This is a genomic window from Alistipes sp. An54, from assembly GCF_002159375.1.
Taxonomy (GTDB): Bacteria; Bacteroidota; Bacteroidia; order Bacteroidales; family Rikenellaceae; genus Alistipes; species Alistipes megaguti.
In genome coordinates this window covers 111,688-128,575 of the sequence record NZ_NFIA01000006.1, presented here as the reverse complement: position 1 = coordinate 128,575, position 16,888 = coordinate 111,688, and the positions used below count along the sequence as shown (strand labels likewise).

Annotated in this window: 16 protein-coding genes; 13 read left to right on the top strand and 3 right to left on the bottom strand. The window is 60.6% G+C overall.

Annotated features, from left to right (window positions below; translation table 11 throughout):
* Nucleotides 1-182: 182 nt before the first annotated feature.
* Together B5G09_RS07560 and B5G09_RS07555 are read right to left on the bottom strand one after the other, a co-directional pair.
* On the bottom strand, nucleotides 183-1,268 hold the full coding sequence (locus B5G09_RS07560; protein WP_087404696.1) for a dihydrofolate reductase family protein: 1,086 nt from the start codon (nucleotides 1,266-1,268) through the stop codon (nucleotides 183-185).
* Entirely contained in the window at nucleotides 1,259-2,416 is a 1,158-nt protein-coding gene (locus B5G09_RS07555; protein WP_087404695.1) for a metallophosphoesterase, read from the bottom strand. The genes B5G09_RS07560 and B5G09_RS07555 overlap by 10 nt, the downstream gene beginning before the upstream one ends.
* A 332-nt stretch (nucleotides 2,417-2,748) precedes the next feature.
* On the opposite strand from B5G09_RS07555, the gene B5G09_RS07550 reads away from it, so the two are divergent.
* From B5G09_RS07550 to B5G09_RS07490, 13 genes are all read left to right on the top strand, one after another.
* A complete protein-coding gene (locus tag B5G09_RS07550; protein WP_087404694.1) occupies nucleotides 2,749-4,101 on the top strand; it encodes a DcaP family trimeric outer membrane transporter in 1,353 nt (450 codons plus the stop codon).
* A 209-nt stretch (nucleotides 4,102-4,310) separates the two neighbouring features.
* The gene (locus B5G09_RS07545) at nucleotides 4,311-5,522 is read left to right on the top strand and encodes a mechanosensitive ion channel domain-containing protein (protein ID WP_087404693.1); all 1,212 of its coding nucleotides are present in this window, start codon (nucleotides 4,311-4,313) and stop codon (nucleotides 5,520-5,522) included.
* 22 nt (nucleotides 5,523-5,544) lie between these two features.
* Nucleotides 5,545-5,868 (top strand): DUF4491 family protein, encoded by a 324-nt coding sequence (locus tag B5G09_RS07540; RefSeq protein ID WP_087404692.1) that lies wholly within the window; start codon nucleotides 5,545-5,547, stop codon nucleotides 5,866-5,868.
* A 93-nt stretch (nucleotides 5,869-5,961) separates the two neighbouring features.
* Entirely contained in the window at nucleotides 5,962-7,059 is a 1,098-nt protein-coding gene (locus tag B5G09_RS07535) for a CapA family protein (protein WP_206384426.1), read from the top strand.
* Nucleotides 7,060-7,167: 108 nt separating this feature from the next.
* A complete protein-coding gene (rbr, locus tag B5G09_RS07530; protein WP_087404691.1) occupies nucleotides 7,168-7,746 on the top strand; it encodes a rubrerythrin in 579 nt (192 codons plus the stop codon).
* A 349-nt stretch (nucleotides 7,747-8,095) separates the two neighbouring features.
* Nucleotides 8,096-9,769, top strand: a complete 1,674-nt coding sequence (gene ettA / locus B5G09_RS07525) for an energy-dependent translational throttle protein EttA (protein ID WP_087404690.1) — start codon at nucleotides 8,096-8,098, stop codon at nucleotides 9,767-9,769.
* A 4-nt stretch (nucleotides 9,770-9,773) separates the two neighbouring features.
* Nucleotides 9,774-10,307, top strand: a complete 534-nt coding sequence (locus B5G09_RS07520; protein WP_087404689.1) for a hypothetical protein — start codon at nucleotides 9,774-9,776, stop codon at nucleotides 10,305-10,307.
* A gap of 2 nt (nucleotides 10,308-10,309) precedes the next feature.
* A complete protein-coding gene (gene hisS / locus B5G09_RS07515; protein ID WP_087404688.1) occupies nucleotides 10,310-11,656 on the top strand; it encodes a histidine--tRNA ligase in 1,347 nt (448 codons plus the stop codon).
* Between the two features lie 60 nt (nucleotides 11,657-11,716).
* Entirely contained in the window at nucleotides 11,717-13,321 is a 1,605-nt protein-coding gene (locus B5G09_RS07510; RefSeq protein ID WP_087404687.1) for a S41 family peptidase, read from the top strand.
* Between the two features lie 94 nt (nucleotides 13,322-13,415).
* Complete coding sequence (locus tag B5G09_RS07505; RefSeq protein WP_087310294.1) at nucleotides 13,416-13,712, top strand: DUF3276 family protein; 297 nt, start codon at nucleotides 13,416-13,418, stop codon at nucleotides 13,710-13,712.
* Between the two features lie 252 nt (nucleotides 13,713-13,964).
* The gene (locus B5G09_RS07500; RefSeq protein ID WP_087310296.1) at nucleotides 13,965-14,906 is read left to right on the top strand and encodes a DUF368 domain-containing protein; all 942 of its coding nucleotides are present in this window, start codon (nucleotides 13,965-13,967) and stop codon (nucleotides 14,904-14,906) included.
* The gene (locus tag B5G09_RS07495; RefSeq protein WP_087404686.1) at nucleotides 14,906-15,655 is read left to right on the top strand and encodes a shikimate dehydrogenase; all 750 of its coding nucleotides are present in this window, start codon (nucleotides 14,906-14,908) and stop codon (nucleotides 15,653-15,655) included. The genes B5G09_RS07500 and B5G09_RS07495 overlap by 1 nt, the downstream gene beginning before the upstream one ends.
* 135 nt (nucleotides 15,656-15,790) lie before the next feature.
* On the top strand, nucleotides 15,791-16,429 hold the full coding sequence (locus tag B5G09_RS07490) for an energy transducer TonB (RefSeq protein WP_241147605.1): 639 nt from the start codon (nucleotides 15,791-15,793) through the stop codon (nucleotides 16,427-16,429).
* A gap of 180 nt (nucleotides 16,430-16,609) precedes the next feature.
* Here the strand turns inward: B5G09_RS07490 and B5G09_RS07485 are convergent, their stop codons facing one another.
* On the bottom strand, nucleotides 16,610-16,819 hold the full coding sequence (locus B5G09_RS07485) for a DUF2007 domain-containing protein (protein WP_087310301.1): 210 nt from the start codon (nucleotides 16,817-16,819) through the stop codon (nucleotides 16,610-16,612).
* Nucleotides 16,820-16,888 lie beyond the last annotated feature (69 nt).

Genomic DNA, 16,888 nt, shown 5'->3' with positions numbered 1-16,888 from the left:
CCGAGGACTGGGCGAAGAGGGGCGCCGGGCCCGCCACCGAAGCCGCAAGGAGGATCGTAAAAGCTTTTTTCATAGGTTGAAAATCTTTGATTCCGCAAATATAGGCAATCCGGCGGCAAGAATTGCGCCTGACCGGCACTTTAGAACATTTTTAGTCCATAACGAACACAAATCGTACCGAATCAACGTTCCAGATGGGCATTGGCCTTGCGTACGGCCTGCGCCAGCTCGGGGTAGACCCTCACGTCGACACCGGCTTCTCGAAGTTGCTGAGCGCCCTGACATTGCACGAAACAGTCGGGTTCGTAGGCCGCAAAGACCACGCGCGCGAATCCGTAGCGGAGGATCAGCTGCGTACAGCTTTCGGGTTCGCTGCTGCGCTTCGAGCAGGGCTCCATCGAGGAGTAGATCGCCGCACCGTGCAGATCGGCTCCGGCACCGGCTGCCAGGGCCTTGGCCAGGGCCTCCTGTTCGGCGTGATGCGTGGGTGAGGTTTCGTGGGTGTAGCCCGTGAAGGTACGGCCGTCGCGCAGGACGATCACCGCCCCCACGCAGTAGCACGAATCGCAGGGCGTGCAGCGGAAAGCCTCCTGCGTGGCACGCGTCAGCCATACCAGATCCTCCTTTCGGGTGTCGGGGTGCAGAACGGCCGTCAGCACCTCCATGCCTCCGAGGTTCTCCGTCGTGCACCAGGCCTCCTTGGGCGGTTCGAAGAGGAATCGCGCGCCGCCCTGCGCTTCGCCGAGATACAGGGCCGGATTGACCGCCTGCCGCACGACATCGGCCAGCCCCGCGTCGAGAAACATGCGCAGGACCTCGGCGCCGCCCTCGACCAGCAGGCTTCCGATGCCGCGCCGTTCGAGTTCGGTGACCACGAAGGCGGCCGTCAGCGGACCATGGCTTGAGATGACCGTTGCAAAAGGCTCGATCGCAGGGAGTTCCCGCTCCGAGAATACGTACCGGTCGGCATCGCCCTCGGTGAAGAACTTCATCGCCGGATCGAGTCTTCCCGAACGTGTTACGGTCACTTTGGTCAGATCGGGGCGCAGGCCGTCGGTCATGCGCCGGAGCCGTGCGTCGGGATTGTGCAGCAGCAGGGCCGGATTGTCGCGGCGCAGCGTTTCGGCGCCGACCAGAATGGCGTCCTGCCGGGCCCGCAGGCGCAGAACCTCCGCCCAGTCTTCGGGCGTGGAGATCATCAGCCGCCGGTCGCTCCGGTCATCGAGGTATCCGTCGGCCGTCGTGGCAAAGGAGAGGGTTATTCGCATCGCTTCAGGGTAAAGAGTGTGACTTCGGGCCAGGCGCCGAGACGCATCGGATAGGCGACGTATCCCGTGCCGTCGTTGATATAAAGGGTGTGCCGCCCCTCGTCGTAACGGCCGCTCCAGCGGTCGTAGATCCACCGGGCGGGCGACCAGCCGCGCCCCCAGGGGCGGATCTTGAACTGCATCGAATGAACATGTCCCGAGAGGGTCAGGTCGCCGCGTCCGGCCGCCGTGACCAGTTCCCAGAGCTGCGGCAGATGGACCAGCGTGATGTTGTACGACGATTCGGGTACGCCCGCATAGATTTCGGGCAGGTTGTCGGCCGGCAGATGGCGGTCGTGACGGCGCTTGCGCAGGGCCGGGTCGAACGAGATGCCCGTGAGCGAGATGCTGTCGCCGCCGCGCCGCAGATAGACGGTCGTATCCTCCAGCACGCACCACCCCATCGCCCGCTGCCGTTCGACGACCGTACGGGCTTCGACATCGGCTGGGAAGCGGATCGAATCGTGGATGTAGGTGCCGACGTCGTGGTTGCCCGTCACCGACCAAACCGGGCCCTCGATGCGCTGCAGCAGGGCCATTGTCTGAGCGTCGAGCTCCGCCGAACGGATGTTGACCAGATCGCCCGTGAAGAAGACGGCATCGGGATGCAGCGCATTGATCGTATCGGCGAGCCGGGTGAGTTCGCGTTCGGGCCGCACGAGTGCCCCGACGTGGGCGTCGGAGAACTGCACGAAACGGAATCCGTCGAAGACTGCGGGGATGCGGTCGGAGCAGATCTCGACCCGGTTCACACGGATTCGCGTGCGTCCAAGGGTGGTGCCCCACACCAGAAAGAGTGTCAGCAGGGCGGCCAGCGCCACTCCCGTGCGGCGCAGTTTCAGGAAGTGGAACACATAGTAGAGCAGCCGCGGGATGACCGTGACGATCCATGCCCAGATGAGCCACATGTAGAGGGTCATCAGAGCCGGAGAGTTATCGCGGCTCACGGCTCCGACAAGCGCCGAGACCAGCGGCAGCGCATCGGTTGCCAGAGCCCAGCCGATCAGAACCCGACGTGCGGGGGTTCCGCGGCGGCGCTGACGGCGGAAATGGATCCAGTCGGCCGCAAAAGCAGCCAGGGTAAGTATCAAAGTCAGTGTCAGAAGCATCTTTCCATCCAGTTTGTTTGTATGTATTATATATAACTATAACGGTGTAGCCCGGAAAATCGTATTGCTGCCGAGCCTTTCGGCAAAGGGGTATCCGTCGGCCGGGATTCAGCGGCCTTTTTGCCGTGAAGCGGTCTCTTGACCCCTTGTGAACCGACTCGGCCCCCTCCGAAACGTGGCATCGGAACGCCTCATCCTGAGCCCCGGGAAACAAAGATAGAAAAATTTGCAGAGCTCCGAAATTTCTTTGGCATATAACTTGCGAAATTGCCGGTGAACATCAACTCCTTGAGAACGGGAAAGAACATTAACGAAACCATTTTTACAGGCTTATGAAAACATTCCGACTTCTTCTTGTCGCCCTGCTGCTTGCGGGCACGGCCTCGGCCCAGCGTCACGAACGCCGGGCCATGCGCGGAGACTATTCTCCGACGGTCTATCTCATCTCGCTGCATCAGACCGATACGATCTACTATTCGCCCTCGGCGGTTCAGCGTGCCGTGGCGATGAACAACCAGGCGATGAACCAGGCCACACAGGATTATCTTGATACGCATCGACCCGGTTTCCAGCAGGCTGAGAAGCCCCAGTTCATCTTCGCCACGAAGAACAACCACTTCTCGTTTGCATTGGGCGGTTTCGTGCAGTTGCGCGCCGGCTACGACTTCGAGGGTATCTCGAACAACCTCGACTTCATTCCCTACGACATCTCGACCACGAGCAGCTATGATACGCGCCAGAAACTGATCATGGATGCCTCGACTTCGCGGCTCTACATGAAGGCCGTGACGAATACCGCAACGCTGGGACGTGTGGTGATCTTCATGGATGCCGACTTCCGCGGCGGGGCTCCGGGCAGCTATACGCCGCGAGTGCGTTCGGCCTACGTCTCGATGCTGGGCTTCACGCTGGGCCGCGACGTAACGACCTTCTGCGATCTGACGGCCGCCCCTATGACCATTGATTTCCAGGGTCCGAACGCCTACAACTTCAACTTCGCAACGATGATCCGTTACGAGAAGACGTTCGCCCGCGACCACATGACCTTCGGTATTGCGGCCGAGATGCCCAACGTCAGCGGTACCTACAACGACAATTTCGCCTCGCTGCGCCAGCGGGTTCCCGACGTGCCGCTCTACCTGCAGTATGCCTGGGGAGCCGACCGCGACAGCCATATCCGGGCATCGGGCGTCCTGCGCAACATGTATCTGCACAACCTGCGCACGGGCAACAACACCTCGCTGCTGGGCTGGGGCGTTCAGTTCAGCGGTACGATCAAGACCTGCCGATGGCTGCGCCTCTTCATGAACGGCGTCTACGGCGAGGGTATCACCCCCTATATCCAGGATCTCACCGGCTCGGGACTCGACTTTACGCCCAATCCCGAAAATGCTGAACAGATTCAGACCATGCCGATGTGGGGCTGGCAGCTTTCGGCCCAGTTCAACCTCACGCCGCGTCTCTTCCTTTCGTGCGGCAGTTCGGTGGTGAACGTCGAGAAGAAGAACGGCTACTATGCCGCCGATGAATACAAACAGGGACAATACATGTTCGGCAACATCTTCTATGCGCTCAATTCGCGTTGCCGCATTGCCGCCGAGTATCTCTACGGTACGCGCACGGACATGAACGACAACGAAGGTCATGCCAACCGGGCTCAGGTGATGCTGCAGTATAATTTCTAAACTCCCGAACGGATTCTCTTGGAGACGGCCCCCACTTGTGCGGGGCCGTTTTTTGTCGGCAGCACCCGACGGAGCGTTTTCCCGACGGGTTCGACCCCGAAAAACGGGTTTTCATTTGTCTCGGCGCCGGTCTTTTCGTATCTTTGCTCCCGAACCTCCGCCGAAGGCCCCTGTCCGGGAGCCCGACGCGGCCCAACCCGACCCGAACGATGGAAGAACTCAATACGCCGATTGCCGACTGGCTCTCCGGCCTGGGCTGGAGCCCGGTACAGATCGAATGGACCACCCGCACGCTGCTGCTGGCCGGTGTGGTGCTTCTTTCGTGGCTGGCGGCCAAACTCTTTCGATGCCTGATCGCCCCGGCGCTGCAGCGCCTCAGCCAACGCACCAAAGCCATGTGGGACAACTATCTGTTCAACGACCGGATGATGCGGTCGATGGCCCGGCTGATCCCGCCGATCATCTGGTACATGCTGCTCGGAGCGGTGCTCTACGATATGCCCGTGGCATTGGATCTCGCACGCAAGGTGTGCCTGATCTATCTGATCGTGGCGGTGCTGATGCTGCTGAGCGCCTTTCTGGACACGCTGCATGAGATCTCGACCCAGCACGAGTCGCTGCGCAACCGCCCGCTGAAGGGAATCTATCAGATGATCAAGCTGCTGGCCTTCTGTGTCGGGGCGATTCTCATCGTGAGCATTTTGATCGGCCGCGACGCCACGACGATCCTGGCCGGACTCGGGGCGTCGGCCGCCGTCCTGATGCTGATCTTCCGCGACAGCATCCTGGGACTGGTGGCCGGCGTGCAGCTGTCGGCCAACGACATGCTGCGTCCGGGCGACTGGATCACGATGCAGAAGTACGGCGCCGACGGCTTCGTTACGGAGGTGACCCTCACGACGGTCAAGATCCAGAACTTCGACAAGACGATCACGACGATTCCGCCCTATGCGCTGGTGAGTGATTCGTTTCAGAACTGGCGCGGAATGCGTGAGGCCGGAGGACGGCGCATCAAGCGTTCGCTGTTCATCGATGCCTCGACGGTACGCTTCTGCACGGCCGACGAACTGGAGTCATTGCGGCGGAAAGGGCTTCTGGAGACCGAACCCGCAACGGACGGGCAACCGGTTGTCAATCTGTCGGTTTTCCGGAATTATATCCGTCGCTGCATGAAGCGCAATCCGGGCATCCATCCCGATCTGATGCAGATGGTCCGAATGTTGCAGCCTACGTCCGAGGGACTTCCGCTCGAGGTCTACTGCTTCACGCGTACGACGGAGTGGACCGCCTACGAGGCGCTGCAGTCGGAGATTTTCGATCACCTGCTGGCCGTGCTTCCGGAGTTCGGGCTGCGACTCTATCAACGCCCCTCGGGCGAGGACCTGCGTGCACTTCGCGAAAAGATGGAGATAAACCACTGAAAATAACTGTCAGTCAGAAATCATGGACTTTCTTGCGCAATACAATCTGACGGGACTGGTGATCGGCATTGCCACGTTCCTGATCATCGGGCTGTTTCATCCGCTGGTCATCAAGGGCGAATACTACTTCGGGGTGAAGATCTGGTGGATCTTCCTCGTCATGGGGCTGGCGGCCATCGCCGGCTCGATTGCCGTAAGGCACATTCTGTGGTCGACGCTGCTGGCCGTCTGGGGCGCCTCGTCGCTCTGGTCGATCGGCGAACTCTTCGAACAGCGGCAGCGCGTCGCCAAGGGGTGGTTTCCGAAGAATCCCCGGCGAAACGCTCCGGAATCATCCCGCCAATAACCGCCCCGGCCAGGAACTACCCTGCCGGTTCGATCCTGCCGCAACCCGAATCCCGAACCCCGAACCCCGAACCTCGAAATCCCTGTACTGAAGATGACCCTGCGCCGAATCCGACCGCTCGCTTTCCTGCTGATTCTGGCAACATGCTGCACTCCTGCGGGACGTCCCGTCGAACACGCCGCACAACCGGACGGATGGTCCGGACCGGGACGCGTGCCGCCGCCCCAGCGGGTGCGCTTGTGGTTCGGCGGTGATGTCATGCAGCATCTGCCGCAGGTCGAGGCGGCCCGCAGCGGCACGGGTTTCGACTATGGCCCCGTTTTTGCAGCTCTGGCTCCCCGGATGCAGGCGGCCGACCTGGCGGTTGTCAATCTCGAAACGACGCTTACCCGCACGGCCCGCTATACGGGCTATCCGCTCTTCCGTTCGCCCGTAGCGCTGGCCGACGCCCTGCGCGAGGCGGGGGTCGATGTGGCCGTGATGGCCAACAACCACTGCTGCGACGGCGGAGCCGACGGAATCCGAACCGGCATCGAGGAGTTGGACCGTTGTGGAATCCGACATACGGGAGTCTTTGTGGACAGTGTTGATTATCGGCAGAACAACCCGCTTTACCTCACGCGCCACGGCATACGGATTGCGCTGGTCAACTACACGTACGGCACCAACGGCATGCCCGTTCCGCAGGGGATGATCGTCAACCGGATCGACACGCTGCAGATGGCGCGGGATCTGGCGGCGGCACGGCGTCGGGGTGTCGATCTGATCGTCGCCTGCCTCCACTGGGGCGTGGAATACGAACGGCAGGCAAACGCCTCGCAGCGGCAGTTGGCCGCCTTCCTGCGCCGCCAGGGGGTCGCCGTGGTGGTCGGAAGCCATCCCCACGTGGTGCAGCCCTGGGAGGCGGACTCCTCGCACGTGGTGCTCTACTCGCTGGGAAATCTGGTCTCGAACCAGCGCCGCCGCTACACCGACGGCGGTCTGGTGGCCGAAGTCGAGGCCGTGCGCCATCCCGACGGCCGGATGACGTGCCGTCTGGAGACGACGCCCGTCTGGGTGGCCCTGCCCCGCTACCGCATCCTGCCGCCCGAAGCGGCCGACACGATGTCGCTGCCGGCGGCCTACGGACTGTTCCGGGCCGACGTCGAGGCTCTGACCGCATCCGGAAGCGGATATAAGAGAAGCAAATAGAGGCATAAAAACTACCGATCGAAATTTTTTGGCGAAGTGTCGGAAAATCGCTTATCTTTGCACAAGGAACCAAACAGACGAACATTAACACACTTAAACATTATAGTTATGGAAAAGAGCATCAAAGGTACGCGAACCGAACAGAATCTGTTGAAGGCATTTGCCGGCGAGAGCCAGGCCCGCAGCCGTTACGTCTTCTTCTCGAGCAAGGCCAAAAAGGAGGGCTACGAACAGATTGCCGGCGTCTTCGCCGAGACGGCCGAGCAGGAGAAGGAGCACGCCGAGCGTTTCTTCAAGTTCCTCGAGGGCGGTGAAGTGACCATCACGGCCAGCTACCCCGCCGGTCCGATCGGCACCACGGCCGAGAACCTGTTGGCTGCCGCGAAGGGTGAGAATGAAGAGTGGGACGTGCTCTACCGCGAATTTGCCCAGGTGGCCGACGAGGAGGGTTTCCCCGAGATTGCCGCAGCGTTCCGCATGATTTCGATCGTCGAGGCCGAGCACGAGCGCCGTTATCTGAAGCTGCTGAGCCGCCTCACGGACGGCAACTTCTTCAAGCGCGACGGCAAGATCTGGTGGCAGTGCCGCAACTGCGGTTTCATCATCGAGGCCGAGGAGGCTCCGAAACTCTGCCCGGCGTGCAAGCACCCGCAGTCGTACTTCGAACCCAAGAAGGAGAACTATTGATTCATCGCACGGCCGGTTCCGCATCGGTTCCGGCATCGGGTCCCGTTCCTCGCCGAGGAGCGGGACTTTTTGTTGGGGCGTACGGTGTCGGCGGCTGGAGGCTCCGTGTGGTGACCGTCGCCTCGGAGGGGAGCGTTGTGGCCGCATGGGCGGATCAAGGGCTGCATGCGGAGCTCCGGAAGGCGGCGTCGCCGGGCCCGGCGACGGTGAAGCCTCGGCTGCATCCCTTCTTGAGGCGACACCGTCGGGTGAATCGGGATACATGCACAAATATTCAGCCTTCAGAAGGGGAAAATCCGGAATTTCTCCGTATCTTTGGCAGAAAACCGAAAAATTTCCGAAAAACCCTATGGCAGACGAAAAAATCATCTTCTCGATGGTCGGCGTGAGCAAGACCTTCCCCAATCAGAAACGAGTCCTGAACAACATCTACCTCTCGTTCTTCTACGGGGCCAAGATCGGCATCATCGGTCTGAACGGCGCGGGCAAGTCCACGCTCATGAAGATCATCGCCGGCATCGACAAGAACTACGAGGGCGAAGTGGTCTTCTCGCCCGGATACACGGTGGGCTACCTCGAGCAGGAGCCCAAACTCGACGACTCGAAAACCGTTCGCGAGGTGGTCGAAGAGGGATGCGCCTCGACGGTCGCCCTGCTGAAGGAGTACGAGGAGATCAACATGAAGCTCTGCGAGCCGATGGACGACGATACGATGGCCCGTCTGATCGAACGTCAGGGCGAACTCTACGAGCAGATCGACCATGTCAACGGCTGGGAGCTGGACAGCGTGCTGGAGCGTGCGATGGATGCGCTGCGCTGCCCCGATCCGGATCAGTCGGTGAAGGTGCTCTCGGGCGGTGAGCGCCGCCGCGTGGCGCTGTGCCGCCTGCTGCTGCAGCAGCCCGACGTGCTGCTTCTGGACGAGCCCACGAACCACCTCGATGCCGAGTCGATCGACTGGCTGGAGCAACACCTGCGCCAGTACAAGGGTACGGTGATCGCCGTGACGCACGACCGTTACTTCCTGGACAACGTCGCCGGCTGGATCCTCGAACTGGACCGCGGCGAGGGCATTCCCTGGAAAGGCAACTACTCGGGATGGCTCGAGCAGAAGACCAAGCGCATGGCCATGGAGGAGAAGCAGGAGTCGAAGCGCCGCAAGACGCTCGAACGCGAGCTGGAGTGGGTGCGCATGTCGCCGTCGGGCCGCCACGCCAAGTCGAAGGCGCGTCTGTCGGCCTACGACAAACTGATGAACGAGGATACGAAGCAGAAGGAGGAGAAGCTCGAGATCTTCATCCCGAACGGCCCGCGTCTGGGCGACGTGGTGATCGAGGCGCACGACGTCTCGAAGGCCTTCGGCGACCGCGTGTTGTACGAGCATCTGGAGTTCTCGCTGCCGCCCGCCGGCATCGTCGGCGTCATCGGCCCCAACGGAACGGGCAAGACCACGCTCTTCCGCATGATCATGGGGCTCGAACAGCCGACGAGCGGTTCGTTCCGCGTGGGCCCCACGGTCAAACTGGCCTACGTCGACCAGCAGCACAAGTCGATCGACCCGGAGAAGACGGTCTTCGAGGTGATCTCGGGCGGTGCGGACCTCATCACGCTGGGCAACCGGCAGGTCAACGCCCGCGCCTATGTCGCGCGGTTCAACTTCTCGGGCGCCGATCAGGAGAAGAAGTGCGGCATGCTCTCGGGCGGCGAACGCAACCGCCTTCACCTGGCCCTGGCGCTCAAGGAGGAGGGCAATGTCCTGCTGCTCGACGAGCCGACGAACGACATCGACGTCAATACGCTGCGGGCGCTGGAGGAGGGTCTCGAAAACTTCGCCGGGTGTGCCGTCGTCATCTCGCACGACCGCTGGTTCCTGGACCGCATCGCCACGCACATCCTCTCGTTCGAGGGCGACTCGAAGGTGGTCTTCTACCAGGGCACCTACTCCGAATACGAGGCCTGGAAACGGGCCCAGGGCGGCGATACGGAGCCCCACCGCGTGAAGTACAAGAAACTCATGGCCTGATAAAATGCGCATCGCAGCCTTTTTCCTGCTCTGCCTGGGGCTTTTCTCCTGCGGGATGCCGGCCAATCGTCCGGTCGATGTGTTTGTCTGGGACCAACTCCTTGCCCACGAAGATCCGAACCAGGTGGAACCGGTCGGAAAGTGTGATGTCGACGGATTCCTCGCCGAAATGGAACGGTTCCCCTGGCACGATCAGGCGGACGAGGCGCTGAAGATCAGAAAAAACTCCCCGACCCTGTCGGTGACGGATTTGAAGTCCGACCGTTCGTTTTTCATTTCGCCTGCCGTTGACGACAAGGGCCGGTTGGGCTATTTCGTCGGATATGTCTATCCCGGAGAGGAGAGAACGCGGGCACGGCGCTACGTGAGCATGTATGAGGTGGAACAAATGGAGGCGATCCGCGAAATGGTCGTCCTGTTCTTCCGACGCGATGAGGTGGCATTGAAGCGCCTGCTCGGGAAGTTCCCCAAATACATGGATGCCCGGGATAACACCGATTGGGAAAAATACCTGAAAATGAAACAAAAATTCATATAGTTATGTCACAACAGAAACCTTCCATACCCAAGGGTACGCGCGACTTCTCCCCGGCGGAGATGATGCGCCGCCAGTATATCTTCGACACCGTGAAGCGGGTCTTCCGTACCTACGGATTCGCTCCGCTGGAGACCCCGGCCATGGAGAACCTCTCGACGCTGCTGGGCAAATACGGCGACGAGGGCGACAAGCTCCTCTTCAAGATCCTCAATTCGGGCGACTACGCCGCGGGACTGACGGACGACGAGGTGCGTCAGGCCTCGAAGATCTGCGAGAAGGGATTGCGCTACGACCTGACGGTCCCCTTTGCCCGCTACGTCGTGCAGCATCAGGGCGAGTTGACCTTCCCCTTCAAGCGTTACCAGATTCAGCCCGTATGGCGGGCCGATCGTCCCCAGAAGGGCCGCTATCGCGAGTTCTACCAGTGCGACGTCGATGTGATCGGCACGCGTTCGCTGTTGTGCGAGGTCGAACTGGTGGAGATCGTTGAGCGGGTCTTCAAGGCGCTGGGCATCCGCGTGGCGCTGAAGATGAACAACCGCAAGATCCTCTACGGCATTGCCGAGGCCATCGGCCATGCCGACAAGATGATGGATATCACGGTAGCCATTGACAAGCTCGAAAAGATCGGGCTGGAGAACGTCAAGGCCGAACTCTTCGAACGCGGTCTGGAGCAGACGGCGGTCGACCGACTTCAGCCGATTCTCGAACTGAGCGGTGACAATCACCAGAAGCTCAGTCAGCTGCGTGAGGTGCTGGCTGCGTCGGAGACCGGTCTGAAGGGCATCGAGGAGATGGAGACCATCTTCGGACATGTCGAGCGGCTGGGGATCGACCTCCGGGTGGAGCTCGACCTCTCGCTGGCACGCGGTTTGAACTACTATACGGGAGCCATCTTCGAGGTCAAGGCGCTGGATTTTGCCATCGGTTCGATCTGCGGAGGCGGCCGCTACGACGATCTGACCGGTATTTTCGGTCTGCCCAATCTCTCGGGCGTGGGCATCTCGTTCGGCGCCGACCGCATCTACGACGTGATGACCGGGCTCGGACTCTTCCCCGAAGAGGTGAACTGCACCACCCGGGTGCTTTTCACGAACCTCGGAACGGCGGAACAGGCCGCCGTGCTGCCGCTGCTGCGCACGCTGCGCGGTGAGGGGATCTCGGCCGAGATCTATCCCGAAGCCGGAAAGATGAAGAAACAGATGGAGTATGCCAACCGCCGCGCAATCCCCTATGTGGTGATCGTCGGATCACAGGAGATCGAGGCCGGAGCCGCTACGGTCAAGGATATGCGTTCGGGCGAGCAGCGACAGGTGTCCTTCGCGGAACTCGCGCAAGCGTTGTCCTGACAGGCTGATTCGGGGCTCCGCTTGCGGGGCCCCTCCTTTTAGATAAGCAAGTACGGAATCATGCGAAAAATTTGGATCATTCTGCTGTGTCTTTGCGGTGTGTCGACGCTGTCGGCCCAGGAGACACTCTCGGAGCAGGAGCTGCGGCAGGAAAATCTGCAGCAGTTTCAGAAACTGGCACAGGTCTACCGCTACCTCATGGGGCTCTATGTCGATGACGTGGAGATGAAGCCCGTGGTCGAGGGGGCCATTCGGGGCATGCTCGAGGAGCTGGATCCCCACTCGGCCTATCTCGATGCGGAGGAGATGCGCGGTGTCACGGAGAGTTTCGAAGGCGAATTCAGCGGCATCGGTGTGGAGTTCAACGTCCTGCGTGACACGATCATCGTCGTCAATACGATCGCCGGAGGTCCGGCCGAGCGGGTCGGCGTGCGCGCCAACGACCGCATCGTGCGTATCGACACGTTGCAGGCCGTGGGCATGACCCGCACGGAGGTCCCCAAACACCTGCGCGGCAAGACCGGTACGAAGGTCGAAATCGATGTCGTCCGTCACGGTACGCCCGGGCAGCTCCACTTTGTAATCGTACGCGACAGGATTCCGCTCAATACCGTCGATGCCGCCTACCGCGTCGGCGACGACATCGGATACATCAAAGTCAACCGTTTCGGGCATACCACCATGGATGAATTCCGCGAGGGGTACCGGAAGATGGGCCGTCCGCAGAAGATGATCCTCGATCTGCGCGGAAACGGGGGCGGTTTGCTCGAACAGGCCATCGAAATGGCCGGATTCTTCCTGCCGCGCGGCGCCACGATCGTCTCCACCGAGGGACGGGCCATTCCCGCTTCGTCGTTCCGGGCACAGGCAAACGGCGAAGACCTGACGGGCGGTCTGGTGGTGCTGATCGACGAATCGTCGGCCTCGGCCTCGGAGATTGTCTCCGGAGCCATTCAGGACTGGGACCGCGGCGTCATCATCGGTCGCCCGAGCTTCGGAAAGGGGCTCGTGCAGCGGCAGATCGGACTCTCGGACGGCTCGGCCGTGCGCATCACCGTGGCCCGTTACCATACCCCCTCGGGTCGCGTCATCCAGCGCCCCTACGAAAACGGAAAACGCCGCGAATATTACCTCGACCATCTGCGCCGTTACGACGACGCGGTGCGGGATTCGCTCGACGCCCGGGCTCCGGAATTCCGTACGCTCCGCACCGGCCGCATCGTTTACGGCGGTGGCGGAATCCGTCCCGACATCCTCGCCGAGGCCGATACGACCGGCTATTCGGACTATTATGCCGAATTGATTCGCCGGGGTGTTGTGGCCGAATTCGTTAACGACTGGCTCGACCGTTCGCGCGATTCGCTCTCGCGTGCTTTCCCGACGTTCGAAAGTCTGGATGCCGGGTTTGAACCCTCCGGTGAGCTTCTCGGAAAACTTGCTGATTTGGGCGCCAAACGAGGCGTAAATTTCGATAAGAAGGGATTCGAAATCTCCAGCCGGTTGATGGGAGTGCAGTTGAAAGCGCTTGCCGCTCAGCGACTTTTCGGCATGGAGGCCTATTTCCGCGTGATCAATCCCCGCCTGAGCCCCGCCTATCGGCAGGCCGTAGCCCTTCTCCAGGCGTGGGATCAACGGGGCAAACCCTTGCTCGATCCCAAAAAATAGAGGCGGAAGTTTGGTGCTTTGTAAACTTTTTCGTATATTCGTATATACGAATCCGACGAGCAAGACCGTCGGAGCTAACTAAAAACAAAGTCCCATGTTAACCCCAACCCAACCGCGACGCGAAAACGAGGATTATGGAGATCAGATTCTCTCCAAGGCCGTTAAGGCCGGCCGTCGCACCTATTTCTTCGATGTCAGGGCTACACGCGGCGACGATTGGTTCCTGACCATTACCGAAAGCCGTAAGATTACGGCACCCGACGGTTCGTCCTCCTACGACCGTCACAAGATCTTCCTCTACAAGGAGGATTTTACCAAATTTTCGGAAGGTCTCGGTGAGGTCGTCGACTTCATTCGCCGTAGCAAAGGGATTCCCGAACCGGCGAAATGAGTCCCGTGGCCCCACGGAACAGAGGCTCTTCGGCCAATGGGCCGAAGAGCCTCTGTTTTTGCCGAAGCGCCGGGCGCGTATGACCCCTTCCTTTTGTTTTGTCCATATTTTTCGTATCTTTGCCTCCCGATGAATCCGGCCCCGGGCGACGTTCGCCCGCCGGAGGGTGGACGGCATGGCACAGCCGCGTGGTCCGCTTCCGCAGGTGCGGATGATAAACGGTTAAACTGCCATTATGAAATTTTCTCGTATATGAAATTTTCTCGTAACCTCATTCTTGCCCTCAAGGGGTGTGCCATGGGAATGGCCGACGTGGTGCCCGGCGTCTCGGGCGGTACGATCGCCTTCATCTCGGGCATCTACGAAGAGCTCCTCAATTCGATCCGCAGCATCAATCTTACGGCCGTGAAGCTGCTGTTCCGGGGACGTTTCGGCGAATTCTGGCGCCACATCAACGGCGGCTTCCTGCTGTCCGTGCTGCTGGGTATCGCCGTGGCCATCTTCTCGCTGGCCCGGCTGATGATCTATCTGCTCGAATACCACCCGATCGCCATCTGGTCGTTCTTCTTCGGACTGATCATAGCCTCGGCCCTGCTCGTGGCCCGGCAGATCGGCCGCTGGAGCTGGCGGACCGTTCTTTCGTTCCTGGTCGGGGCCGCCGTGGCGTGGTGGATCACCGTCGCCTCGCCGACGCAGACCCCCGACGACTGGTGGTTCGTGATGCTCTCGGGCGCCATTGCCATCTGCGCCATGATCCTCCCGGGAATTTCCGGCGCCTTCGTCCTGCTGCTGCTGGGCAAATACCAGTTCATCATGGAGGCGGTCGCCAATCTGGATATTCCGATCATCGTGATCTTTGTGGTCGGGGCCCTGGCCGGCATTCTGGCCTTCTCGCACCTGCTCTCGTGGCTGCTCAGAAACTGGCACGATCTGACGGTCGCCCTGCTGATGGGTTTCATGGTCGGATCGCTCAACAAGGTCTGGCCCTGGAAGCAGGTCGTTGAAACCTACGTCGACAGCCATGGCCAGGTGCAGCCGCTCATCGAGAGCAACATCTCGCCCGCGACCTTCGAGACCCTGTACGACAAGCCTGCCCTGCTCTCCGAAGCCATCATCCTCTGCATCGTGGGATTCCTCGTGATCTACGGCATCGAGGTACTGGCCCGCATCGTTGCCAAGAAAAACGAGAAATAATGAGACGTTTCGGACTGATCGGCCGCCCGCTGGGTCATTCGGCTTCGGCGGCCTACTTTACCGAAAAATTTGCCCGCGAAGGGCTCTCGGATCATGCGTATGCTCTGTATGAACTGCCTTCGATCGAGGCGCTGCCCGGTCTGCTGGAGCAGCATCCGGACCTTTGCGGACTCAACGTCACGATTCCCTACAAACGCGAGGTGATCCGCTATCTGAACGCCGTATCGCCCGAGGCACGGGCCATCGGGGCGGTGAACTGCATCCGCCGCACGCCGGATAAGGGCCTCGAGGGATTCAATACGGACATCATCGGGCTGCGCGAAGCGCTGAGCGAGTTGCTGGGGCTGGCCGAACCCGAGGAGGCGCTGATCCTCGGCACGGGCGGAGCGTCGCAGGCCGTGCAATATGCGTTGGCCGAGCGGGGAATCCCCTTTGCGCTGGTTTCGCGCGATGCGGCCAAGGGGAACTACACCTACGATAACCTGCCGTGTGAGGTGGTCGGGCGCAGCCGGCTGATTGTCAATGCATCGCCCGTAGGGACCTACCCCAACGTCGACGAGGCGCCGCGCATCCCCTACGCCTACATTACGCCGGAACACTACCTGCTGGATCTGGTCTACAATCCCGAGGTGACACGGTTCCTCGATTACGGACGGCAGCGCGGCGCGCACGTGCTGAACGGACGCACGATGTTCGTCGAACAGGCCGAGGCTTCGTGGCGCATCTGGAACGGCGAGGAATTACTTTAATTGAAATATATTAAAATAATGAAAATTAAAGTGTTACATATTGTAGTGCTATACTGTCTCACTCTTGGAGGGACGAGAGTTTTCGCACAGCATGTAACACCTCCGCGTTTTGACGGCGCGGTCGTCAAGGTCTATATGGCCCGATTGGCTGCCATGGCCGGGGATGTGGCCGTCGAGGAGCGCATCCCCGCGGATTCGCTCTCGGCCGAGGTGGCGGTCGCCCTGCGGATCGACACCCTCGGCCGCATCGTGGAACTCCGCTTCCTGGACAACACATGCGAAGGGCGCGACCGGGTGGATCTGGAACCCGTCACACCCCGTACGCGGCAGGTCGTGGAGCGGGCCGTCGGACGGATGACCGGGACGTGGAGCCCTGCACGCCGCGCCGACGGTCTTGCCGTGAACTATGTGCAGCGGCTTTGGTTCCGTCTGCCGCTGCAACGTATCGAAGAGCAGGTGAATCCCGATCCGCTGCTCTTCATGGGCGAAGTTCCCGGCGAGAACTTCTTTCGCTGGGTGGCCGACCGCACGGGGTATCACTCCTATCGGTTCCCGACAACCGGAGGTCGGGTTCATATCCGGTTTTATGTCGAGGCGGACGGCCGGGTGACAATCGACAAGGTGCTCCGCTCGCCCGACGAGCGGCTGACGAAACGGGTTATTCGGGCCATCCGGAGCAGTGAAGGCAAATGGACGCCCCGCAAGGTCGACGGCGTGCCCCAGCGCACGGCCTACACGTTCCGAGGCAATTTCATCAACGACACCTCGAACTGAGCCGACGGCGGAAAGACATCCGGAGAGAAACGGAACGGCCGGTTGAAGAGAAGCAAAGCAATCGTCCCGAGAGAATGGAACGGCCGGTACGTCCGGCAGAACCGTCCCGGGGCATTGCACGGCATGAAAAAGGCTTCACCTATGCAGGTGAAGCCTTTTTTCATCACTTCGCAGTTCGCACTATCTGTGCTGCAGCAGCATTTGGGCGCTCTCCAGATCCTCCTTGCGGACGACAACCTGCGCAGGCATGGTGCCGATGGGATAGATGGCCGACATGTATTCGTTGCGGATCGTCGACCAGATCCCCGCGCTGTCGAGCATCGACTTGGCAATCTCGGCTTCGGTAACGGTGTTGTATTCCGCCAATACAACCAACGAGTCGTCTTGCATAATCTCTCTTTTTTGGTTCGGTAGTTAAAGTTAAGCAATTTGTTGATAAAATACAAGAACAGCCCCGGG